This is a genomic window from Clostridium intestinale (genome assembly GCF_035905475.1).
In the GTDB taxonomy this organism is placed as follows: domain Bacteria; phylum Bacillota; class Clostridia; order Clostridiales; family Clostridiaceae; genus Clostridium_T; species Clostridium_T intestinale.
On sequence record NZ_CP121166.1, the window covers coordinates 3,789,071 to 3,811,759 of the forward strand.

At 28.5% G+C, this 22,689-nt stretch carries 23 protein-coding genes; 16 read left to right on the forward strand and 7 right to left on the reverse strand.

Translation table 11 applies throughout. From position 1 onward, the window contains the following. Positions 1-51: 51 nt before the first annotated feature. Complete coding sequence (locus tag P8F83_RS19345) at positions 52-651, reverse strand: tyrosine-type recombinase/integrase (RefSeq protein WP_021803886.1); 600 nt, start codon at positions 649-651, stop codon at positions 52-54. 162 nt (positions 652-813) lie between these two features. On the opposite strand from P8F83_RS19345, the gene P8F83_RS19350 reads away from it, so the two are divergent. From P8F83_RS19350 to P8F83_RS19395, 10 genes are all read left to right on the forward strand, one after another. Further along, positions 814-1,086: a DUF2508 family protein gene (locus tag P8F83_RS19350; protein WP_326512325.1), complete on the forward strand. Its 273-nt coding sequence runs from the start codon at positions 814-816 to the stop codon at positions 1,084-1,086. Positions 1,087-1,112: 26 nt separating this feature from the next. Further along, entirely contained in the window at positions 1,113-1,373 is a 261-nt protein-coding gene (locus P8F83_RS19355; protein WP_238905173.1) for a pro-sigmaK processing inhibitor BofA family protein, read from the forward strand. Positions 1,374-1,689: 316 nt separating this feature from the next. Beyond that, positions 1,690-2,709 carry a hypothetical protein gene (locus tag P8F83_RS19360; RefSeq protein ID WP_326512326.1) on the forward strand — a complete coding sequence of 340 codons (1,020 nt, stop codon included), beginning with the start codon at positions 1,690-1,692 and terminating at the stop codon, positions 2,707-2,709. 264 nt (positions 2,710-2,973) lie between these two features. Then, entirely contained in the window at positions 2,974-4,236 is a 1,263-nt protein-coding gene (locus P8F83_RS19365) for an ammonium transporter (RefSeq protein ID WP_326512327.1), read from the forward strand. A 304-nt stretch (positions 4,237-4,540) separates the two neighbouring features. Next, positions 4,541-4,714, forward strand: coding sequence for a hypothetical protein (locus tag P8F83_RS19370; protein WP_326512328.1), 174 nt, complete (start codon positions 4,541-4,543; stop codon positions 4,712-4,714). Between the two features lie 15 nt (positions 4,715-4,729). Further along, entirely contained in the window at positions 4,730-6,238 is a 1,509-nt protein-coding gene (locus P8F83_RS19375) for a carboxypeptidase M32 (protein WP_326512329.1), read from the forward strand. A gap of 51 nt (positions 6,239-6,289) precedes the next feature. Next, positions 6,290-6,472 (forward strand): hypothetical protein, encoded by a 183-nt coding sequence (locus P8F83_RS19380; protein WP_073022773.1) that lies wholly within the window; start codon positions 6,290-6,292, stop codon positions 6,470-6,472. 283 nt (positions 6,473-6,755) lie between these two features. Continuing rightward, positions 6,756-7,838 carry a 3-phosphoserine/phosphohydroxythreonine transaminase gene (gene serC / locus P8F83_RS19385; protein WP_326512330.1) on the forward strand — a complete coding sequence of 361 codons (1,083 nt, stop codon included), beginning with the start codon at positions 6,756-6,758 and terminating at the stop codon, positions 7,836-7,838. Positions 7,839-7,859: 21 nt separating this feature from the next. Continuing rightward, entirely contained in the window at positions 7,860-9,023 is a 1,164-nt protein-coding gene (locus P8F83_RS19390; protein WP_315114299.1) for a phosphoglycerate dehydrogenase, read from the forward strand. Between the two features lie 63 nt (positions 9,024-9,086). Continuing rightward, entirely contained in the window at positions 9,087-10,325 is a 1,239-nt protein-coding gene (locus tag P8F83_RS19395; protein WP_326512331.1) for a DUF1015 domain-containing protein, read from the forward strand. A gap of 199 nt (positions 10,326-10,524) precedes the next feature. On the opposite strand, the gene P8F83_RS19400 is transcribed toward P8F83_RS19395, so the two are convergent. Both P8F83_RS19400 and P8F83_RS19405 read right to left on the reverse strand, forming a co-directional pair. Beyond that, the gene (locus P8F83_RS19400; protein ID WP_326512332.1) at positions 10,525-10,959 is read right to left on the reverse strand and encodes an SRPBCC domain-containing protein; all 435 of its coding nucleotides are present in this window, start codon (positions 10,957-10,959) and stop codon (positions 10,525-10,527) included. 21 nt (positions 10,960-10,980) lie between these two features. After that, positions 10,981-11,568 (reverse strand): TetR family transcriptional regulator, encoded by a 588-nt coding sequence (locus tag P8F83_RS19405; protein WP_326512333.1) that lies wholly within the window; start codon positions 11,566-11,568, stop codon positions 10,981-10,983. A 451-nt stretch (positions 11,569-12,019) separates the two neighbouring features. Between P8F83_RS19405 and P8F83_RS19410 the strand changes: the two genes are divergently transcribed. Next, entirely contained in the window at positions 12,020-13,546 is a 1,527-nt protein-coding gene (locus P8F83_RS19410; protein ID WP_326512334.1) for an MASE3 domain-containing protein, read from the forward strand. Continuing rightward, entirely contained in the window at positions 13,530-13,973 is a 444-nt protein-coding gene (locus tag P8F83_RS19415; protein ID WP_326512335.1) for a sensor histidine kinase, read from the forward strand. Before P8F83_RS19410 ends, P8F83_RS19415 begins: the two co-directional genes overlap by 17 nt. A gap of 57 nt (positions 13,974-14,030) precedes the next feature. Here the strand turns inward: P8F83_RS19415 and P8F83_RS19420 are convergent, their stop codons facing one another. From P8F83_RS19420 to P8F83_RS19435, 4 genes are read right to left on the reverse strand one after another with little or no spacing between them, the layout of a single operon-like run. Then, positions 14,031-14,774, reverse strand: coding sequence for a TIGR03943 family putative permease subunit (locus P8F83_RS19420; RefSeq protein ID WP_326512336.1), 744 nt, complete (start codon positions 14,772-14,774; stop codon positions 14,031-14,033). Then, positions 14,771-15,814: a permease gene (locus P8F83_RS19425; RefSeq protein WP_326512337.1), complete on the reverse strand. Its 1,044-nt coding sequence runs from the start codon at positions 15,812-15,814 to the stop codon at positions 14,771-14,773. Before P8F83_RS19425 ends, P8F83_RS19420 begins: the two co-directional genes overlap by 4 nt. A gap of 4 nt (positions 15,815-15,818) precedes the next feature. Continuing rightward, entirely contained in the window at positions 15,819-16,475 is a 657-nt protein-coding gene (locus P8F83_RS19430) for a GTP-binding protein (protein WP_326512338.1), read from the reverse strand. A 28-nt stretch (positions 16,476-16,503) separates the two neighbouring features. After that, positions 16,504-17,457 (reverse strand): CobW family GTP-binding protein, encoded by a 954-nt coding sequence (locus tag P8F83_RS19435; RefSeq protein ID WP_326512339.1) that lies wholly within the window; start codon positions 17,455-17,457, stop codon positions 16,504-16,506. Positions 17,458-17,727: 270 nt separating this feature from the next. Between P8F83_RS19435 and gshAB the strand changes: the two genes are divergently transcribed. The 4 genes from gshAB to P8F83_RS19455 all read left to right on the forward strand — a co-directional run bounded on the left by gshAB (position 17,728) and on the right by P8F83_RS19455 (position 22,606). After that, complete coding sequence (gene gshAB, locus P8F83_RS19440) at positions 17,728-20,070, forward strand: bifunctional glutamate--cysteine ligase GshA/glutathione synthetase GshB (RefSeq protein ID WP_326512340.1); 2,343 nt, start codon at positions 17,728-17,730, stop codon at positions 20,068-20,070. 18 nt (positions 20,071-20,088) lie between these two features. Then, positions 20,089-20,367 (forward strand): ArsR/SmtB family transcription factor, encoded by a 279-nt coding sequence (locus tag P8F83_RS19445; protein WP_326512341.1) that lies wholly within the window; start codon positions 20,089-20,091, stop codon positions 20,365-20,367. Between the two features lie 204 nt (positions 20,368-20,571). Next, positions 20,572-21,360, forward strand: a complete 789-nt coding sequence (locus tag P8F83_RS19450; protein ID WP_326512342.1) for a hypothetical protein — start codon at positions 20,572-20,574, stop codon at positions 21,358-21,360. 241 nt (positions 21,361-21,601) lie between these two features. Continuing rightward, positions 21,602-22,606, forward strand: coding sequence for an alpha/beta hydrolase (locus tag P8F83_RS19455; protein ID WP_326512343.1), 1,005 nt, complete (start codon positions 21,602-21,604; stop codon positions 22,604-22,606). Positions 22,607-22,689 lie beyond the last annotated feature (83 nt).

Below are 22,689 nucleotides of genomic sequence, written 5' to 3' on the forward strand. Positions count from 1 at the left end.
TTGAATTATCATACTCAAATTTATTATATTCTATAATGGAATGTATAGAGGCTAGACCATTTCACTTTTTTCTTCTAATTTAGCATACATCTTTTCTTGTTGTCTTGTAGTGAATTGAAAATATATTTCGGTATTTGAAATAGATTTGTGACCAAGCCACCATTGTAATTCTTTTATATCCATATCTGATTCTGCCAAGTGAACAGCAGTACTATGTTTTAAAGCATGGAAATGGTGTTTCTTTTTATCATCAATATCAGCAGTTGCGCAATATTTTTTCATTAAGTAGTCTAAGGTATGTCTAGAAATAGGTTTGTCCTTTTGGCTCTTAAATAAAGCTTCACTATCTATATGTATATTAGCTATTGTTATGTGTTTATCAACAATTTCTTTAGTAATAGAATCCAATCTTATAGTATTATTTTTACTTCCTTTAAGTCGTTTGCAATAAATCTCCCCTTTGGAGATGTTGTAGTCTTCTAGTCTTAATAATGCTATCTCAGAAGCCCTTAAGCCACATCTATAAGCTACTCTAAATATTGCTAAATCTCTAATTGAATGTATACCTCTAGAATTTTTAATTGAGTTAAAAAGTCTAGACGCTTCTTGTTGCGTTAGATATTTAATTTTTTCACTAGCATCTCTGCCCATATACAATCCTCCTTAGTAAATACAACAAAACATTTATTTTGTTGAGTAAATAATACAATTTATTAAGATTAATGTCAAAACTAAAAATAACTATTCAAGAAATTTATGCATATAACTTGTAATTATTGTCAATAATTAAGATAAAATTATAGGAGGTATAGTATGAATAAAAATTCGATTTTAAAAATATTATTTTCTAAGGATGAGAATTTAAGGTATGATAATATAACAGAGGATATATACAAAGCTATAAAAGATATAGAGTCCGCACAAATGATGTTTGAAACTGTAAATAATCCAACTTTAATTGAAGTTGCCATATATACAGAGCAGGCAGCTAAGAGAAGATTAGATTTTTTAATTAAGGAAGCCAAAGAAAGAGGCGTAAAGGTTGATAACCAGTACATTTTGGACAAATATACGAAACTAGCTTAGTTAATTAAATTAAGGAGGGGGTCATTATGTTTCCTATAGAAATTCTTTATGGGGTAATTGGGCTAATAGCATTAGTGCTTCTATTTAAGATATTTTCATGGCCATTTAAGGTTTTAATGAAATTAATAGTAAATGGTATATTAGGAGCAATATTACTAATAATTTTCAATTTTTTTGGACAGGCATTTGGTCTGTACATAGGAATAAATGCAACTACAGCTTTAATAGCAGGATTCTTTGGGATTCCAGGAGTAATATTTTTGGTTATATTTAAGTTATTTTTATAAGAAATTATTTTTGAGGTATTAGAATTAAAAATTCTGGTACCTTTTTATTACATAATAAAAGAATAGTAGTTCTGAAGAGCAATTAGCCAGTGGTCAATTAACCACTGGCTGAGGTTTATTTATAGATGGGAGTTGAGGTATTCAAAAAAAGAAAAGGAAACAAACTTGAGAGGTTCCTGATAAGGACACTATCACGTATATCCCTATAGAACTAATATATGAAATATATAATAATGTGTTACAAAAAATAAATAAAAATTATAAATTTAATCTTTCATTAATACAATATATAGAAGCAATTAATGAAAGGAAAGAAATGAAAAAATTTATTAACCAAGAAATAATTTTAAAGGACAAAAAAACTATTCTGTTATCTCTGTTTTTTATTGTAGTAATTAGTTTTTTCTTAACTAATACTCATACAATGTTTTTAGCACAAGAAAATATATCAGAAAGTGAGGTATTAATAAGAAAGTATCTATCTTTAGCTCCAATTAAAGCTTGTATTTTATACTTTGTATATGGATTATTTATAGTTTTTTTGTTTAAAGACAAAAAAGAATTATTTAATGACATTGACAAAAACACATATAGCTTTAAGGAAGTTTTTTTTACTAAATATTTATCATTTATTTCTGTGGTAGCTCTAAACACTTTAATAATTTCTTTATTTAAATTAATGGCTTATTTTGTTAATAGTGATATTTTTTCAAGTTATTCCATAGGTGCATCTAGAGTTGTTATGTTTTTCATAATATTTACTTTGGTATCTATTACTGCAGGATCTTTAGGATTTTTATCTATGTTTTTGATAAAAAATAATTTTATAGCAGTGGTATTGCTACCTATGATAGAGTATAGCTTGTTTTTACTTTTTGGATTATTTAACCTTCTAATTAGTAGCTATTTATGGCCTATTCAATGGTTATTAAATAAAATAAGTACATTTCTAGTAGATTATTTTGTGTTTTTTATTGCTTTTGATTGGAGAATAGAACTTCAGAGTTTAGGAATGCAACTTGGAAGTATAGCATTTTTCATGGCTTCTAGTGCTTTATTAATGCTATTATCTTACAAGGCAATGAAAAGAATAAAAGGAAATATAATAGATAGAGATTATTATTTTCTTTGGATTAAAGAAGTTATATCAGTAATTTTAGCTTTTATAGGAGCTTTTACAGTACTTGTATTTTTAGATTTAGCAGTACTATTAGTTATGCCTCAAGCTTTTGATAAAATCAATTTAGGAATAAATATTTTTATGTTTATAATAGCGATAATTATATACAAAATGCTAGGGATTAAAAATATTGATAATAAATTAGAGAAAAATTAATCAAATTGCAAATGTTAATGGTTACAAAATGAACTTTTGTAAATTTCAAAAAGTGTATTGCTTTTTTCTTTACAGCTTATATAATAGAAATATATTAAACGAAGGCGTTTAATAGAGCAACAGCTCTATTAAGCGTCTTTTTCTTTTTTAGTGAAAACAAATGCAAGAACTTGAATTAAACCATGGTAATTCATCTTTTAGTATTTGAGGATTAAGGAATTATAAAATAAAAATAAATGTAAACTTAAAGAGGGGGACCTTAATATGGGATTTAATGGAGCAGATTCAGTTTTTGTATTAGTTTGTACGGCACTTGTTATGTTAATGACACCAGCTTTAGCACTTTTTTACGGTGGTATGGTTAGAAAGAAAAATGTTGTAAGTACCACTATGCATAGTTACGTAACTATTGCACTTGTATCAATACAATGGATATTAATAGGTTATACATTGGTATTTGGGAATGATATTGGAGGAATTATAGGAGATTTAAAATATGCTTTATTAAATGGTGTAGGGTTTGAACCTAATGCAGATTATGCAGCAACAATACCTCATCAAGGATTTATGTTATTTCAAATGATGTTTGCAATTATAACACCTGCATTAATATCAGGATCTTTTGCTGAAAGAATGAGATTCCCAGCAGTTATACTATTCGTATTAGCATGGACTACTTTAGTTTATGATCCAATAGCTCACTGGGTATGGGGAGTTGGAGGATGGATTAGAAACCTTGGTGCATTAGACTTCGCTGGCGGAAATGTTGTTCATATAAGTTCAGGTATTTCGGCTTTGGTAGTGGCTTTACTTATAGGTAAGAGAAAAAATATAAAAGATATTACTGCACATCATATACCAATGACAATACTTGGAGGAGGACTTCTTTGGTTCGGATGGTTTGGATTTAATGCAGGAAGTGCTTTAGGTTTAAATGATGTAGCTTTAGATGCTTTCATAACTACTAATACTTCAGCAGCAGCTGCTGCATTAGCTTGGATGTTATTTGAATATGCTCATACTAAGAAATTCTCAGCTATTGGTTTCATAAGTGGAGCTGTAGCAGGTCTTGTAGCAATAACACCAGGAGCTGGATTTGTTACACCAATAGCTTCATTAGCTATAGGTGCTATCGGCGGAGCAATTTGTTATGGGGCAGTAACTTTCCTAAAAGAAAAATTCGGTTATGATGATGCATTAGATGCATTTGGATGCCACGGGATAGGTGGTATATGGGGAGGAATAGCAGTAGGACTATTCGGAACAACAGGAATTAATGCAGCTGGAGCAGATGGACTTTTCTACGGTGGTGGAGTTACTCTTTTATCAGCGCAAATTATAAGTATTGCAGCAACCATAGTGTATTCAGCTATAGTAACATTTGCAATAGTAAAAGTTATAGGATTAGTTACAGTATTCAGAGCTACAAATATTGAAGAAGATTATGGTTTAGATGTAACTATGCATGGAAAAGATGCATATGGTGAATTTGGAGTAATAGAAGAAAAAGAAAGCTATAGTGCATAGTTTTTAAGTAAGTTAAAAATATAAGTTTATTTTTATAATATTGTGTGAAAAATTAAGTATAAAACCAATTTTTAATTGGTTTTATACTTTTTTTATTACATAGGAAAGAGTATTCTTCCTATGTAATAAAAAATGCAAGGGGTGTAGGGGAGGTTGTGCTCCCATGCTTCTTAAGGAGGGTGCTCAGACACGCAGTGTCGTCGAAGGGAACCATAGGGTTTCCTAGCGAAGTGGCGTAGCCACTTTTTTATGGATTTGTTATAATACTTATATATAAATAGGATAGGAAAGGAATAAAAGACTAATGACTAGAGGAAACGGATTTAATTGTGCTCATTGTCCAGAATACAAAAAAGGAACTTGTAATGGAGATAGGGATTGCATGTGTTACGAATGTCCTAGAAATTTGGGACAGTGTTTATGCGTAAAGTATTGTAGAGAAACAGAATCTATTTTGACTATAGAAGAAGAGTTATAAGGAGGACTTTTAAGTATGGAAAAAAAGTTAGAACAAAAACTTGTAGAGTTTAAAGAATATATCAAAACCATGGAAATTACTAAACAGGCTATAGATTTAATTTATTGGGATAAGCTTGTATGTATGCCTAAAAAAGCTGTTGAAGGAAGAGCAGAAGTTATAGGCCTTCTTTCAGAACAATTATTTAATCAACAGACTTCTAAAGAGATGAGAGAGTTTCTAAAGTTTTTTAAAGAAAACTCAGATGGGTTAAGCCAAGTTGATAAAGCAATGATAAAAAGATTAGATAAAGAATATAATGAAACTAAAAAAATACCAGTAGAAAGGTATAAAGAATTTGTAATACTTACATCTAAATCGGAAGCTGCTTGGGAAGAAGCTAAGGACAAAAATGATTTTAATATTTTTAAGCCTTATTTATCAAAGGTTGTAAACTTTCAAAAAGAGTTTGTAGGCTATTGGGGATATAAAGATCATAAATATAATACCCTTTTAGATAAGTATGAAGAAGGAATAACAGTTGAAGTTCTTGATAAGGTATTTGGAGATTTAAGAGATGCTTTAGTAGAGCTTCTAAATAAGATAAAGAATAGTAAAATAACTATAAATTCTGATTTATTAAATTCAAGTTATGATAAAGAAAAACAAAAAGAATTAAGTTTATATGCACTTAAGTTAATCGGCTTTGACATGGAAGCAGGTAGGTTAGATGAAAGTACACATCCCTTTACTACTAACTTTACTAATAAAGATGTAAGATTAACTACTCATTATTATGAACATGATTTATTATCTGCTTTGTTTTCTACTATACATGAAGGTGGACATGGGATATATGAGCAAAATATATCTGATGATTTACAAAACACTTGGTTGTCTACTGGAGCATCAATGGGTATCCACGAATCACAATCTAGATTTTATGAAAATATTATAGGAAGAAGTGAGGAGTTTTTAAGACACTTATATCCTAAGATTAAAGAGCTTTTCAAAAGCTTTGATAAAATATATTTCAATGAATTTTATAAGTTAGTAAATAAAGTTGAACCATCTTTAATTAGAACAGAAGCAGATGAACTTACTTATTCTCTTCATGTAATAATTAGATATGAGATAGAAAAAGCTTTATTTAATGATGAAATAACAGTAGAAGAGTTACCAGAAGTGTGGAAGAAAAAATATAAAGAGTACTTAGGGGTTGAGCCTGATACAGATTCTTTAGGAGTACTTCAAGACATGCATTGGTCAGATGGATCTTTTGGATATTTCCCAAGTTATGCATTAGGTAATTTATATGGGGCTCAAATTTTTAATACCATGAAAAAGGATATTCCGGATGTCCATGAATTAATATCTAAAGGAGATATTATATCTATTACAAAATGGCTAAAAGATAATGTTCATAAATATGGTTCATTATATTCTCCTAAAGAATTAATTCTTAAGGTTACAGGAGAAGAATTAAACTCTCAATATTTTATTGATTATTTAGAAGAGAAATATTCAAAGCTTTATAGTATTTAAGTAGAAATTTAGAGCAAAATAATATATATCTATACATAAGAGGTGAATAATATGAATAGACCTTATTTATCAGTTATGAATGGTGAAGTATGTGAAGATTTTTGCTCTATGAATGAATTAAATAATTTAAGTATGAGAGAAATATATTCTAGTTGTAGTAACTGTATACAATATAAAAATGGTAATTGTATAAAAGGAAACTATGAATTTATTTTAGAAATTAGTAAAAATTGATATAAGTATTTATAATAAAAGCATCAATGTTGTGGTGATTTTATTTTTTAGGTACTATTTTTGAAGTTATAAACATATATTAATTTCTTAAGGTTTACAATTATAAATTTATAAAATAATATAAATACTTAGGAATTAAGGTAAATTTAATAATAAAAACATTGTTTTGAGTATAAAAAAGTAGTAGAATTAACAAATAAAATGTTAAAATAACAATATGTCTAATTGATAATATTTTAACAGTGTTTTACGCTTAGAGAAAAATTTAAGGGGGCTTTTATTAATGGGAAGAGTATATAATTTTTCTGCTGGTCCAGCAGTATTACCAGAAGAGGTGCTTAAGGAAGCAGCTGAAGAAATGTTAGACTACAAAGGAACAGGAATGTCTGTTATGGAAATGAGCCATCGTTCCAAAGCTTTTGAAGGCATAATTGGGGATGCCGAAGCTTCGTTAAGAGAACTCATGAATATACCTGACAATTATAAGGTTTTATTTCTTCAAGGTGGGGCATCTCAACAGTTTGCTATGATTCCTATGAATTTAATGAAAAATAAAGTTGCTGACTATATAAATACTGGACAATGGTCTAAAAAAGCAATATCAGAAGCAAAGATTTATGGAAAGGTTAATGTTTTAGCTTCTTCAGAGGATAAAACTTTTTCTTATATACCAGATTTAAAAGATATAAAAGTATCAGAAGATGCTGATTACGTATATATATGTCACAACAACACTATATATGGAACTAAGTTTAATGAACTTCCTGAAACAGGGGACAAGATATTAATTGCAGATATGTCATCAGATATATTATCTGAACCAGTAGATGTTTCTAAATATGGATTAATATTTGCGGGAGCTCAAAAAAATATTGGTCCTGCAGGGGTTGTGGTTGTTATTATTCGTGAAGATTTAATAACTGAAGATGTATTACCAGGAACTCCTACAATGCTTAAATATAAGATACATGTAGACAACGCTTCATTATATAACACACCACCAGCTTATGGAATATACGTATGTGGTAAGGTGTTTAAGTGGATTCAAAATAAAGGTGGCTTAGAGGCTATGAAGAAAATTAATGAAGAAAAAGCTGCCATATTATATGATTACTTAGATTTGAGTAAGATGTTTAGAGGAACTGTTGTTAAAAAAGATCGTTCTTTAATGAATGTTCCTTTTGTAACTGACTCTGAAGAATTAAATGCTAAATTTATAAAAGAAGCTAAGGAACTAGGCTTTGAAAATCTAAAAGGGCATAGAAGTGTTGGCGGAATGAGAGCTAGTATATATAATGCTATGCCAATAGAAGGAGTTAAAACCTTAGTAGAATTTATGAAAAAATTTGAAACAGAAAATAGCTAAAGAGAATTGGGGAGTGAAAAAATGTTTAAGATAAATTGTCTAAATCCTATAGCGGATATTGGATTAAAAATATTTGATGATAAATATACGCAAGTAGAAGCTTTTGGTGATGCTGAAGCTGTGTTAGTAAGAAGTGCAAGCGTCCATGATTTAGAACTGTCAGATAGCTTAGAAGCTATAGCAAGAGCAGGGGCTGGAGTTAATAATATCCCACTTGAAAAATGTGCTGAAAAAGGTATAGTAGTATTTAATACTCCTGGTGCTAATGCTAATGGAGTAAAAGAAATAGTTATAGCTGGGTTACTTTTATCTTCTCGTGACATAGTTGGAGGCGTGAATTGGGTAGAGTCAGTAAAAGAAGATCAAGATGTAGCAAAACTTGTAGAAAAAAATAAATCTAAATTTTCTGGAATAGAAATTCAAGGTAAAAAACTAGGTGTAATAGGGCTTGGGGCTATTGGAGTATTAGTAGCTAATGCAGCTAATAGATTAGGTATGGAAGTGTATGGTTATGATCCTTTTATATCGGTTGATGCTGCATGGAACCTTTCTAGAGATATAAGACATAGTAAGTCTTTAGAAGAAATATTCAGAGAATGTGATTTTATAACAGTTCACGTTCCAGCATTAGATTCTACAAAAGGTATGTTTAATAAAGACTCTTTTTCAATAATGAAAGATGGAGTTAAGATATTAAATTTCTCAAGAGATACTTTAGTAAATGATGATGATATGTTAGAAGCATTAAACTCAGGAAAGGTTTATAGATACGTAACAGACTTTCCAAATCCAAAGATTGCAGGAGCAAAGGGAGTTATAGCAATTCCTCATTTGGGAGCATCAACTAATGAATCAGAGGACAACTGTGCAGTTATGGCAGTAAAACAACTAAGAGATTACCTGGAAAATGGTAATATAAAAAATTCTGTTAATTACCCTAATTGTGATATGGGAGTTTGTACTCAGGTTGGACGTATAGCAATAAATCATAAAAATATTCCTAATATGTTAAGTCAATTTACTTCCGTTTTAGCTAATGAAAATATAAATATATCAGACATGATTAATAAGAGTAGAGGTCAATGGGCATACACTATGCTAGATATAGAAGCACCAGCTACAACGGAATTTGTAGAGAAAATTAAGGAAATTGATGGAGTAGTAAAAGTAAGAATTATTAAATAATTAAGGTTAAGGGGACAAGTTAAGTTGCCCCCTTAAATTTTATATTAGATAAGGAGAGATATTATGGCTACTATAAAACCTTTTAAATGTATAAGACCGGAGAAAAACGTGGTAAGTAAGGTGGCTGCACTTCCTTACGATGTTTATAATAGAGACGAGGCGCTAGAAGAAGTATTAAAAGAACCATTATCCTTTTTAAAAATAGATAGAGCTGAAACGCAGTTTGATAAAGATTTTAATCCTTACGATAAACAAGTATATGAAAAAGCAAGAGATATACTTCAAGAAATGCTTCAAGATGGAACTTTATTAAATGATAATGAAGAAGGATATTATATATATGAGCTTACTATGAATGGACGTTCTCAAACAGGAGTAGTAGGTTGTGCATCTATTGATGATTATTTAAATGATGTTATAAAAAAACATGAGAAAACTAGAGAAGATAAAGAAATAGATAGAATAAATCATGTTGATATATGTAATGCTCAAACTGGTCCTATATTTTTAGCTTATAGATCACAAGAAATAATTAATGAGGTTGTTAATAAGATTAAAACTGAAGAGGTTTTATATAATTTTATAGCACAAGATGGAGTTAAGCATGTAGTTTGGAAGGTAAGTGAGGAAGCTGATGTAAAAGTCATAGCAGAAGCATTTAAAAATATAGACAATATATATATAGCAGATGGACATCATAGAACAGCATCAGCAGTAAAGGTAGGTCTAAAAAGAAGAGAAGAGAATCCAGGTTATACTGGAGATGAGGAATTTAACTTCTTTCTTTCAGTGTTATTCCCACATGACCAACTTATGATACTAGATTACAATCGTGTAGTAAAAGACTTAAATGGATATTCCAAGGAAGATTTTTTGTACGAAGTATCAAGGAATTTCAAGGTTGAAGAAGTTGGGTCAGAAGCGTATAAACCAGAAGAAAAAGCAACCTTTGGAATGTATTTAGATAATACGTGGTACAAGCTAGCTTTAGATGAGGAGTTACTTTCAGATGATCCAGTACAAGGATTAGATGTTGCAATATTAGAAAATAATTTATTAAGTCCTATACTTAATATAAAAGATATAAGAACAGACAAAAGAATAGATTTTGTTGGTGGAATAAGAGGGCTAAAAGAACTAGAGAAAAGAGTAGATAGCGGAGAAATGAAAGTAGCATTTTCTATGCATCCTACATCAATAACAGAATTATTTGATGTATCTGATGCAAATGAGTTGATGCCACCAAAATCAACTTGGTTTGAACCAAAACTTAGAAGTGGAATATTCATACATGAACTATAGTATATGTCTCAGTCAAAAAAAGATCGTCCAAGAAGTAAAACTAAGATAAAACAATTAAAAGCATAAAAAAATATAGATAGCATAAAATCAAGAAAACTATAACTGTTAAGTTAATGTACAATCTTGATTTCATGCTATTTTTTGTTCAAATTTAATTATATATTTAACGAAGTAAATTTTGTATTTTGTTAATAGGTATCTATAAAGTCATCTCGCAAATTTCCTTAATTTTTTTATTCATCAACTCAAATCCGGCTTTTGTATCATCAAGAGAGTTCTTTAAAAGAGGTACTAATATACCACCAAACTTTTCACGTTGAATAAATGTTGTGGTGCCATCACTGTTAGATATTAATTCAAATATATGTTCACCGTCAAATAAACCTGATATCAAAGTGTGACCTAACCATCGAAGTTCTTTATTGGGTATAAATTTTAGTATAGTTGGTTTAAAAACCATACCTTTAGAGTTAGGAGGTACTAATTTTACCTCTATTCTATTACCTTCTTTTGGAGTTCCTTTAAAATATTTAATAAATGGATTCCAATTAGGATAAGAATCAAAATCTGTTAATGTGCTCCATACTTTGTCTACAGTTGAATTTATTAGTATTTCAGTTTTAATTTCCTTCATAACCTTCATCTCCTTGTTATATTAATTAACGCTTAGACCTTTTAAAATAAAATTAACCAGTTCATTTATAGTATTATCAATATTTAAACGGTTTGTATTAGAATTAGTTGACTCAATAAAATACCGGTTTTGACGAGGGAAAATTGCAACAGACATGGTGAAGGACAATGCATTATCAATATTCTCAAATTTAAATAATTCGTTTTCTTTACCTTCAAGCAATAAAAGTTTCATACGATTCCAAATAGGAGTTAGTGAGTCTTTAATTTTATCGCACCGACTGCTATTTAAAATAATTTCATGGTGAAGTATTTTAACTAATTGAGGATCCTCAAATCTAAGGCTTATTATATACTTTATTATTGATTTAAATTCATCAAGAATAGCGGAAGGCGTTATGTTAGTTTCGTTATGATATGTATCTTCCATAAAATGATCAAACATAGAGAAAAATAGATTTTCTTTACCCCCAAAATGATATGCTATTAGAGAGATATTAACTCCTGCAGCATTAACAATTTCTCTTGTAGATGTACCATCAAAACCTTTTTTTGCAAATAATTCTTTAGCCGCTGCTAATATCTTGTCTTTAGTCTCAGTATTATTCATAAAAGTCACCTCGTATTTTATTTACGTAACTGCATTTGTATACAATAGATTTCAATTGTAAACTTATTTAGTTTTCTTAATTCATTAAATATTCATATTAATCAGTTATAACTCTAGTTATCTAAAGAAAAATTTAATCAATCGATTGATTAAATTATATTCGTGAAAAAAATGTTTGTCAATATATTATGACATTATTATTTATCCTTGCTTTTATTAAATATATGACAAAAGTTGTGGATAAACTCATTTAATTATAGATTATCAACAAATATTGTTAATAATGCTGTGGATAATATGTTAATATCTATTGTAAAATATGACAATATTTGTTATACTATTTTTAGAAATATGTAAGATTATAGTAAACAATGTATTAATGATAAAATTTGATAGTATGAATTGGGGTATAGGGTAGAAGATAGTAAATAATATTTAATAAGGGGTATTTATGAGTATATTGAGTCTAAAGTATGAAAAAAATTACGAAAGATTGTATAAAAATATAGTTATTAGATTAGTTGGGACGTTTTTAGTAGCTGTAAGTGCATCTTTATTAATATGGATGGTATTTTGGAGCATAAATAGCCAACTAACAAATATTATTTTGGGGCTAATTAATATTTTTATTTTATTAGCTATATTTTTAATTGCTTTTAATATACATTCTGATAAAAAAAGCCTTAATATTTTGTGTCCTGGCTTTCTTATAGTATCAATAGTGGATTTTATACATTTTTATAATTACAGTCACTTATTACAAGATATTGAGATTAATGGGGTAAATATATCTTTAAAATACTGGATGGTAGCGAGGATTTTGGAGATTATAGTTTTATTTATACACTTATGTGGAACTAAGAAATTAGCGAGTTATAAAAAAACTATTATATTATGTTTTGGAATTATTAGTGTTAATTTGATTCTAATTCTTCACATACAAGTTTTACAATTTTTAAATGAGTATGATAAATACAATTTAAACACTATAAAGATAATATTAAGTTCTGTTAGTTTAGGTATAGCCATATATATGATTAATAAAATTAAAGATAGCTTTACGAGGAATATAATTTTAGAATCGAGGTACCTTTATTTAAGTATATTTTTTGTTATTTTAGCTGAAATTTCTTCTATTTTTTTAGAAGGAGTTAGTTCTTTTTGGGTAATCCTTGTTACTATCCTTAGAACTTGTAGTTATTTATATCTTTATAAAGGGGTTTTTGAAGATTTAATTGGTAGAAATAATCAGTCTATAAATAAAGAGATGAAAACATATAGAAAAAATCATCATGTATTGTTGAATAGTAGCATAAAAAAAGAACCAATTGTTAAAAGTCTTAGTTTAAATGTGGAAGAAATATTAAATGCTGTGTCAGTACCAACAATAATTGTAGATTATAAAGGTAAAATAGTTGTATGTAGTGAATCATATACAAATTTAGTGGATATGGAATATAGTGATATAATAAATACTAATATAAACGAACTTATTAAGATTATAAAGTTAACTGATAAAGATATACCTAAAAGGTTTGATTTTGATAATTACAAGAATAAAATAGATGATTGGCAAATTAAAACTCCAAAGGGAAATAAAAAATATGTACAAGTTACCTTCTCTATTATTACAGACAATTATAATGATAAAATCGGTGTAGTTTGTGTAATGCATGATATTACAAGGATAAAAGAGGAACAAAAGAAGTTAATAAATCAAGAGAAACTAGCTTTAATGGGACAAATGGGAGCTACAATTGTTCATGAAACTAGAAATTTTTTAACTACTATAAAGGGAAATAGTCAGCTAATAGAGTTATATTGTAATAATGATAAGATTAAAAAATATGCTCAGAAAATTAATTGTGATACAAATGAAGTAAATAGAATAATTACTGATTTCTTGAATTTATCAAAGCCTAGAGAAACCGAGTTAGTTGAAGTATCATTTAGTACTTTCAATGAGGAATACTATTGAAACATCTTCATTAATGAATAATTCACAATTGGTTTTAGATATAGACTATGATGAAAGATATATACTATGTGATGAGACACAGATTAAGCAGGTTATACTTAATATATGTAAAAATGCTGTAGAATCTATGGATAAGGTGTTGAATCCAACATTAAAGATAAGTACAGGATTAGATGAAGAGTGCAAAGAAGTTTTTATAAATATATCTGATAATGGAACTGGAATCGATGAAGAAACTAAAAAGAAAATAGGTACACCATTTTTTACAACTAAAAAGACAGGTACAGGCCTAGGACTTAATGCATGTTATCAAATAATAAAAGAACATGAGGGAAGAATAGAAATACAAAGCAAACTAGGGGTAGGAACTACCTTCAAAATTGTTATGCCATATATAGATGAAGATATAGAGGATGAAATTATATAGTTTTAAATATAAGTGTAAATGATAACATTACTAGCTGAGGTGCCCATGGGCACCTCATTATTTTATATAAACATACCCATCTTGTGGAGTAGGAATTTCTTCAAACTTATCAATAACAACAACAGGAGTTGTAGTTAATTGATTATCAAAGGAATAGGTTTTAGAAGAAATTTTCCCTTGGACTTTAATCCAAGTACCTTCACTTAACTGAGAAGAATCATGAGGAAGCCTTCCTATTGGACCTATAAGTTGAGAATCGGCTACACAGCAGCTCATAAATAATCTACCTATTACAAATTCATTTTTGTCTAAGCCTTCATCTTTGTGCACAAACCCGCTTATGGTTACAATTCTTCCGTTATATGAATCTGTGTGCTCAAAAATATCTGATAGTATAGAAACAAAATTTTCTTGAGTTATGTCTAATGGAAGCTTCAGCTGCCTTTCTTCTTTAGTTAACTCCCCAGATACATTTGCAATTTTATTAATAGCTTTTACACCTTTATTATCTACTATAGTTGCATCTATTCCAGCTTTTGCAGCACCTTTTCCTATAAGAATCATAAATAAGAACAATAGGAAAACTTTATTAATAGGCCTGTTGCTCATTGTAGTAAAACTTCTGCTTAACTGATATATAGTTAACACGGCTAAAGCAACTTGAAATATATTAACAAATAAAATTATTTTAGGACTTATAAAGAGCTTAATTTTGCCTGTAGACGTTAAATCATATAAAAATAAAGATAACAAAAGAAAAGTTATAAATTTTATAAACTCATTTATATTGAATCTTCTCATTTAAAAAACCTCACAATCTCTATTATATTTATAGAAGAACCTATCAAATAGCAGAGTACGCATATTGAGACTAACAGTAATAAAATATATCTCTTTTTAAAAGCACCAATAAGCATTAAAGTATTTTTTATATCCAGCATAGGACCAAAAATAAGGAACGCTATTATAGAACCATTTGTAAACTGTCCAACAAACGTTGAGGCTATAAAAGCATCAGCTTCAGAGCATATAGACAGTAAAAATGCTAAGGACATCATAGCAACTACAGACAAGAGCGAATTATTTCCTAGGTAATTCAAACTATCTCTTGAAACTAAAACCTGAAATATAGCTGAAAGCATCGCTCCTAATATAACATATTTACTCACATCTAAGAATTCTGATCCTACGGTATCAAATAGAGTAGAGATTTTTGATTTTTTTTCTGAGTAATTATGTGAAGTCCCACATAGACATAAATCATCATCAAAGTCATAATCTGTTGATTTTAAAACCTCATCTTTATTTTTATCAAGAGTACTAATTATAAAACCTATTATTATAGCGGCAATAATTCCACCTAAAACTCTTAAAAAAAGGAATTGAATATTATTACTAAATGCATAGTAGGTTGATAGAATAACAACAGGATTAATAATAGGTGTAGCTAACATAAAGGTAGTTGCAACCCCAACAGGAACTCCTTTTTTTATTAATCTTTTTGCGATTGGTATTATTGCACATTCACATATAGGAAGAAAAATACCAACTACTGAAGCAGCCATTAAAGCTAATAATTTATTTTTAGGTAGTATCTTGGCTAGGGTTTCTTCAGATACAAATAGTTGAATTAATGAAGATATTAAAGACCCAATGAAAATAAAAGGTAGTGCCTCTAAAATTATACTTGTAAATATAACCGAAAAATTGCTTAAAGTTCTCATATTAATAACTATTTTAAACTTTATAGATAACAGAATTATAAGTGCTATTATAGGGAGTATAGCTAGTTTTGATAAAATATTTATAATGTTTTTAGAATCAGTACTTCTATATTGCAAGATATCATCTCCTCAGAGTTAATTTAGAAATAAAATTTTTAGTTAATATGCGAGTGGCTTTAAAAAAACCTCTATCCATAAATCCTGTTTCATCTAGTAAGGTATCTAGCTTAGAAATATCATCAATATTTAAGAAGAAAGAATCTTTGTTTATAGAACGTATTTCTTTAGTTATAGTAGATAAATTTTTTTCGGGAATTTTGTTAGAGTTATTAAATATTATAAGATTACTGTGATATAGGTTAGGCGTAATTAAAGTAGGCATGTTATTTAAAAACATATCATAAGTCAAACAATCTGTAATAAAAAATGTAGAAGTGACTTTAGCTATCTTTTTTATGCTTTTTGAATATAAAACATCTAATAAATCTGAAAGATTTTTAGTTCCGTTATATTCTATAATAACTCTATGCGGTTTATATTTTTTTATAATATTTTCTAAATGAAAAGAATCTAGAGGAGATCCCCCAGGAATCACCTCTAGATTTATATTATTATCATTTGTAATTACCTCAAGAATTTTCTGATTACCTTGTTCATATTGAATTATAAGTAAGTTTTCTATATTTAAATAGGTATTTTTTATAAGAGAATTAATAAATGTGGTTTTCCCAGCACCTATAAATCCTGTAACTATCTCTATATCCGCTTTAGTATTCATAAGATAAGTCCTTTCTAAATCTCAAATATTAACGAAATAACTTTTCTATATTATCTTTACTCAAGTTTTCGCCTATAACACAAATTCTTCCGCTATAATCTGGCAAGGATTTTCTAATTTCAAATTCATTTGGTACATAATCAAACTCCACCCATTCTCCATTAGTACACTCAACAATACCTTTTGCACGTAGCACAAGACCATACATAGAGTTATTTAGCTTCTCTAAATTATTTTTCAATTGACTTTTAGTAAGTATTTTTGGAGTTTCAATACCTATGGTTTTGAAGGTAGTCTTAGTGGTATTTACTGTGGAAGTTCTTACTGACACCTTGCTAGGTACCTTATTTAGTAAATTAATTTTATTAAAAATAGTGTTTTCTGAATTATCTTCAGCAGTTTCTAATATATTTTTAGCTTTAATGTTATTCCATGGGGTGGTTATTATGCTTGCTGAATTGTTTAATGTTTTTATCTTACTGACAACATCAACAACAGTTTCATTAGAAACATTTTGAGTTCTACTTAATATAATAGTTTTGGCTTTTCTTATTTGATCTTTATAAAACTCATCAAAATTAGCAACATACATATCATATTTAGTTATATCTATGACCGTCATTATTATATTGAGTGAAAGCTTTTCTTTAAAATCTGACTCTTTAAAAACAGAAAGAACTTCAGATAATTTAGCCACCCCAGAAGGTTCAATAATTATTCTTTCAGGGTGATACTTATCTATTACTTCTTTAATACCTGCTTTAAAATCTCCGTAAACGCTGCAACAAATACAACCAGCATTTATCTCCTTAACATCTATAGCGGAATTTCTTAAAAATCCTCCATCTATGCCTATCTCTCCAAACTCATTTTCAATTATAGCTATTTTTTCATTCTTTAAATTTTCTTCTATTAATTTTTTAATTAACAGTGTTTTACCGGCACCTAAAAATCCTGAAAATACATCAACTTTAATTTTCATAAAACCATCCTTATTATTATTTTTATAATATATATTTTAAAGCATATAAGAGTTTGAATCAATGCAAATGAATTGCATTTACCAAAATTTAAGAGAATGTTAATTTGATTTACACAATACGAAAGTCATTGACTATATAAGCAAATTCTAATATACTTATAATACTTTATGGCAAAATTTAAAAATTATTAATAGTATTTTTACATCAAGAATAATTTATAATTATGGAACAAATAATTTTAAATAGTATTATGCGTAGAAGGTGTTAGGATGGAAGGTATTGATAATAAATTACTGGATTTTTTAGTTAAAGAAAACTTAAGTGAAGACTTGTTTAAAGGTAATTTTGGAATAGAGAAAGAGAATGTTAGAGTATATAAAGATGGACATTTAGCTTTAACTGCGCATCCAGCGGAGTTTGGAGATAAATTAGAAAATGCTTTTATTAAAACAGACTTTTCTGAAAGTCAGGTAGAGGTAGTAACACCGGCCTGTAAAAGCTTAGAGGAAATGTATGACTTTTTGGAGAATCTCCAGAATATAGTTTCTAGTACATTAAAAGATGAATATCTATGGCCTCAAAGCAATCCTCCTATATTACCAAGTGATGGTGAAATTCCAATAGCTTGTTATGGAGAGGCAGGTAAAGTTGAGAGAGAATATAGAGAGAAATTAGCAGAGAAGTATGGTAGAAAGAAACAACTATTATCAGGAATACATTTTAACTTCTCATTTGATGAGGATTTTTTAAGACATTTATATAGAGAGTTTAGCAGCAGTAAAGACTTTAAGGATTTTAAAAGCTCTATATATTTAAGAACAGTAAAAAATTTCTTAAAATATAGATGGTTTCTAATATATCTTACTGGGGCAAGTCCAGTATTTCATAAAAGCTATATGGATAGTTGCGTAGAAATTAGTGAAAGTTTAGAAGATGAAACTAGCTACTCTGAAAATCTAGTATCCCTTAGAAATGGAATATGTGGATATAAAAACAAAGAAGATTTTCCTATTAATTATGATAGTTTAAGTGGTTATATAGAAAGTATAAAAGAATTAATTCACTGTAATAAGATTGAAAATGCAAGTGAATTATATAGTCCTATTAGGGTTAAATCAATAGGCGGTAAGAATTCTTTAGAGATATTAAAAAGCGATGGAATAAAGTACGTAGAAGTAAGAATATTAGATTTAAATCCATTAAGTAAAAATGGAATATTTCTAGAGGATTTGTATTTAATAAATACTTTCTTAATTTATATGTTGTTAAAGGAAGATAGCCAGTTTAATGAAAAAGAGCAGGAAATTTCTAATATAAATCATAATATAGTAGCAACATTAGGAAGAAAGTCAGACTTAACAATATTGAATAGTGAGTCTGAAAAAGTACTTCTAAAGGATGAAGCTTTAAAAATTATATATGATATGGAGCATTTAGTTAGAAAATTAGGAATTAAAGAAGAATTTTTATTAAATATAGTAGCTAATGCTAAGGAAAAAATATTAGATTCAAAGCAGACCTATTCTTATAAGGTTCTTCAAGGAATAAAAGAGAAATCATACGTAGACTTTCATATAGATAAAGCTAAAGAATATTTAGAAGAAACTCAAAAAAAGAACTTTAATTTAATAGGATATGAAGATTTAGAATTATCAACTCAGATATTAATAAAAGATTCTATAAAAAGAGGTATAGAATTTAAAGTAATAGATAGAAAAGAGAATTTTATAAGTCTTAGCTTTAATGGAAAAACAGAGTACGTAAAGCAAGCTACTAAAACTTCCAAAGATTCTTATAGTACTGTTCTTGTTATGGAAAATAAAGTGGTTACTAAGGAAGTATTGAAAGAAAATGAAGTTAGAATACCTAGTGGAGAAAATTATAATAGCATAGAAGAAGCTATGAAGTTCTACGATAAGTTCGAGAATAAGAAGATAGTTATAAAACCTAAATCTACTAACTTTGGTATAGGTATATCTATATTTAAGGATGGATTTAATAAAGATGACTTTAGAAGAGCGCTAGAAATAGCATTTGATAATGATAATACGGTTTTAGTAGAAGAGTTTATAGAAGGCAAAGAATATAGATTTTTAGTTATAGATGATGAAGTAGTAGGAATACTTCACAGAGTACCAGCCAATGTATGTGGTAATGGAGTAAATAATATATCAGAGCTAGTTAAGGAAAAGAATAAGGATAGTTTAAGAGGAAAGGGATATAAAACACCTCTTGAAAAAATATCTTTAGGTGAAATAGAAGAGATGTTCTTAAAAGCTCAAGGTAAGCACTTTACTTATGTGCCAAATAAAGATGAGATTGTATATTTAAGAGAAAATTCTAATGTTAGTACTGGTGGGGACAGTATTGATTATACAGATAAGATAGATGAAAGCTATAAAGAAATGGCTATAAAAGCAGCTAAAGCAGTGGGTGCATCTATATGTGGAGTGGATATGATGATTACTAACATTAATGAGAAAATATCTAAAGATAACTATGGAATTATAGAGTTAAACTTTAACCCAGCTATACACATTCATTGTTATCCTTACAAAGGAAAGAATAGAAACGTAGGGGAAAAAGTTCTTAATTTACTATTCAGGGGCTAGATTTAAGAGGTGTGTTATATGGAAGAATTTCAAGTTAATATATTTAAAGCATTAGCCCATCCAATAAGAATAAAAATACTAAAGAAGTTGTATGAAGGTGAAGGGTGTGTTTGTGAGATTAATGAAGACATTGAATTTAGCCAGGCAAACCTATCACAGCATCTTAAGATACTAAAGGATGCAAAAATAGTAGAGGCTGAAAAAAGAGGAATGTTTATCTATTATAAGATTAGAAGTCCTAAGGTTATGGATCTAATTAAAGTTACTGAAGAGATTTATGAAAAAGAAAATAGGTAATCAGTAAGGCTGCATAGAAAAAATTATCTATGCAGCCTTTTATTATATCAGCATATATACTTATTAACTAATAGCAGATAAAATATAGATAGAAAAAGTTATTAGTATCCATATAGTTAAGTTGATTCCAATTAAGATAAATGATAGTATAGTAATAATAAAATGTGACTATGAGACTTAATTATATTGAGGAGGTTAAGGGATTTGAGATTTTTAGATAAATTACAGAGAAAATATGGTCGATACGCAATACATGGATTAATGAAATATATAGTAATTATAACTGCAGGGGTTCTATTTATTGAGTATATGATTCCAGCCGCTAATATATCATCTAGATTGATGTTAAGCCGCTCATCAATATTAAATGGTGAGGTGTGGAGATTAATAACTTTCATATTCATACCAGAAGGAAATTCTTTTTGGACTTTGATAACTCTATATTTCTATTATATGATAGGTAATTCTTTAGAATATGAGTGGGGTGCGTTTAAATTCAACATATATTATTTAGTTGGAATATTAGGAACTATAGTAGCTACTTTTATAACTGGTGGAATAGGGGTTCCAACATATTTAAATATGTCATTGTTTTTTGCATTTGCATATATTTATCCTAACTTTGAAATATTAGTATTCTTTGTACTTCCAGTTAAGATGAAATATTTAGGATGGCTTAGTGGCGCTTTCTTATTTTTTTCCTTTGCTACAGGAAGCTTAACAACAAAGATTGTGATCATAGTAGCTTTATTAAATTTTATTTTATTCTTCGGAAGAGATATATACCAATCTTTAGTTAATAGAAATAAAAAGGTTCATAGAAAATATAAAAATAATGTAATTGAAATGAAAAGAACAATGCATAGATGTACTATATGCGGAGCAACAGAAAGAACAAATCCTGATATGGAGTTTAGATATTGTAGCAAATGTGATGGTGAGCATGAGTATTGCATGGATCACTTAAATAATCATGAGCACATTAAACACTAGTAGTTAATATAAGGTGTAGCAAAAACATTTTGCTGCACCTTTTTAAATTTTACTAGCTAGAATTTATATTTTAAAAAATAAAAGAACATAAGAACAAAAGAATATAACAACAAAAGAATATAAGAATATAAGAATATATAGTGTTTATGCGAGCTTGAGGATTTACTTGAGAACAAGAGAGTGTCTCTCTAGTAATAAAATGAATATACTGTTTATATATTAATTTTAAGGAATTTTATAAATGGATATAGACTTTAGATACAGAACCAAACCTATTAAATATGTAGAGGGCTATATAATGAAGGGTGTAAATTATAGATGTAACTATACTAAGTTTGAAACTTTGTATAAGGCACCTGCAATAGGTACGGAGACTGTTGAAGTATATAATTTTGAACCTAAAAAAGAAGTAAGGGCATCTGTTATACTTCTTCATGGCTTAGGTAGTAGAAATATAAGATTTTTCTTATGGATGGGAAGTCATCTAGCATCAGCTGGAGTGCATTGTGCTATACCAGTTCTTCCAGGGAATTATACAAGAGTAGAGAGTGCCTCAGTTAGTGGCAGAAGTTTTTTATATCCTGATATTAAAAGAATGTATAAGTTTTGGGAGCACGCTGTTGTAGATGTTAGATCAACTATAGATTTATTAGAACAAAAGGGAATATGGAAACCTAATAATTTAATAATGGGGTATTGTTTAGGGGGGATGCTGTCTTCCATAACAATGTCTATTGATAAAAGAATAAACAAAGGTATATTTATGACCACAGGGGGACATCTGCCTAAGATATTACATAGGTCGCCTACAGCGGCTTTTGTGAGAAGGCTGTTCAAAGCTGGTCTTAGAGAAGAATATTTTCTTCATGATAAGAAAAAACTTTATGAAACTTACAGGCAGCAACTTGGAAAAGTTAAGAAAATGACTTTAGCAGAGTTATGTAAATCTAGTGAAATACATCCTTTATTCAAAATAGATCCTCTTTCTTATGCTCATTTTATAGATAAGTCAAAGGTCACTTTTATTGATGCGTTATTAGATGAAACAATTCCGTTAGGAAGTAGAACCTCTTTGTTTAGAGAGATGAGAGGTGGAGTAAGATATATATTACCAATGACCCATGGAAGTTGGCTACCCTTTGAAAGATTTTTAGCACAATATATATTATTTAAAGTAAATATAAATGACAAATCAAGTTTAAAACAGGTGTGTAAAAAACTCAATATAGATAGAGATTTGTTTTAATTATTGGATTTAAACTAAGTTAGGAAAAAAATATTAAGATTCTTAACTTAGTTTTTTTGTTAATTAAAATTTTATTAAATAAA

Bases quoted from the DNA above. Each gene is read 5' to 3' on its own strand.
- P8F83_RS19455 (WP_326512343.1), top strand. From the start codon at position 21,602: ATGGATATAGACTTTAGATACAGAACCAAACCTATTAAATATGTAGAG.
- P8F83_RS19430 (WP_326512338.1), bottom strand. From the start codon at position 16,475: ATGAATACTAAAGCGGATATAGAGATAGTTACAGGATTTATAGGTGCT.
- P8F83_RS19415 (WP_326512335.1), top strand. From the start codon at position 13,530: ATGAGGAATACTATTGAAACATCTTCATTAATGAATAATTCACAATTG.
- P8F83_RS19435 (WP_326512339.1), bottom strand. From the start codon at position 17,457: ATGAAAATTAAAGTTGATGTATTTTCAGGATTTTTAGGTGCCGGTAAA.
- P8F83_RS19360 (WP_326512326.1), top strand. From the start codon at position 1,690: ATGAAAAAATTTATTAACCAAGAAATAATTTTAAAGGACAAAAAAACT.
- P8F83_RS19355 (WP_238905173.1), top strand. From the start codon at position 1,113: ATGTTTCCTATAGAAATTCTTTATGGGGTAATTGGGCTAATAGCATTA.
- P8F83_RS19410 (WP_326512334.1), top strand. From the start codon at position 12,020: ATGAGTATATTGAGTCTAAAGTATGAAAAAAATTACGAAAGATTGTAT.
- P8F83_RS19390 (WP_315114299.1), top strand. From the start codon at position 7,860: ATGTTTAAGATAAATTGTCTAAATCCTATAGCGGATATTGGATTAAAA.
- P8F83_RS19400 (WP_326512332.1), bottom strand. From the start codon at position 10,959: ATGAAGGAAATTAAAACTGAAATACTAATAAATTCAACTGTAGACAAA.
- P8F83_RS19350 (WP_326512325.1), top strand. From the start codon at position 814: ATGAATAAAAATTCGATTTTAAAAATATTATTTTCTAAGGATGAGAAT.
- P8F83_RS19365 (WP_326512327.1), top strand. From the start codon at position 2,974: ATGGGATTTAATGGAGCAGATTCAGTTTTTGTATTAGTTTGTACGGCA.
- P8F83_RS19420 (WP_326512336.1), bottom strand. From the start codon at position 14,774: ATGAGAAGATTCAATATAAATGAGTTTATAAAATTTATAACTTTTCTT.
- P8F83_RS19445 (WP_326512341.1), top strand. From the start codon at position 20,089: ATGGAAGAATTTCAAGTTAATATATTTAAAGCATTAGCCCATCCAATA.
- P8F83_RS19345 (WP_021803886.1), bottom strand. From the start codon at position 651: ATGGGCAGAGATGCTAGTGAAAAAATTAAATATCTAACGCAACAAGAA.
- P8F83_RS19405 (WP_326512333.1), bottom strand. From the start codon at position 11,568: ATGAATAATACTGAGACTAAAGACAAGATATTAGCAGCGGCTAAAGAA.
- P8F83_RS19395 (WP_326512331.1), top strand. From the start codon at position 9,087: ATGGCTACTATAAAACCTTTTAAATGTATAAGACCGGAGAAAAACGTG.
- serC (WP_326512330.1), top strand. From the start codon at position 6,756: ATGGGAAGAGTATATAATTTTTCTGCTGGTCCAGCAGTATTACCAGAA.
- P8F83_RS19375 (WP_326512329.1), top strand. From the start codon at position 4,730: ATGGAAAAAAAGTTAGAACAAAAACTTGTAGAGTTTAAAGAATATATC.
- P8F83_RS19380 (WP_073022773.1), top strand. From the start codon at position 6,290: ATGAATAGACCTTATTTATCAGTTATGAATGGTGAAGTATGTGAAGAT.
- gshAB (WP_326512340.1), top strand. From the start codon at position 17,728: ATGGAAGGTATTGATAATAAATTACTGGATTTTTTAGTTAAAGAAAAC.
- P8F83_RS19370 (WP_326512328.1), top strand. From the start codon at position 4,541: ATGACTAGAGGAAACGGATTTAATTGTGCTCATTGTCCAGAATACAAA.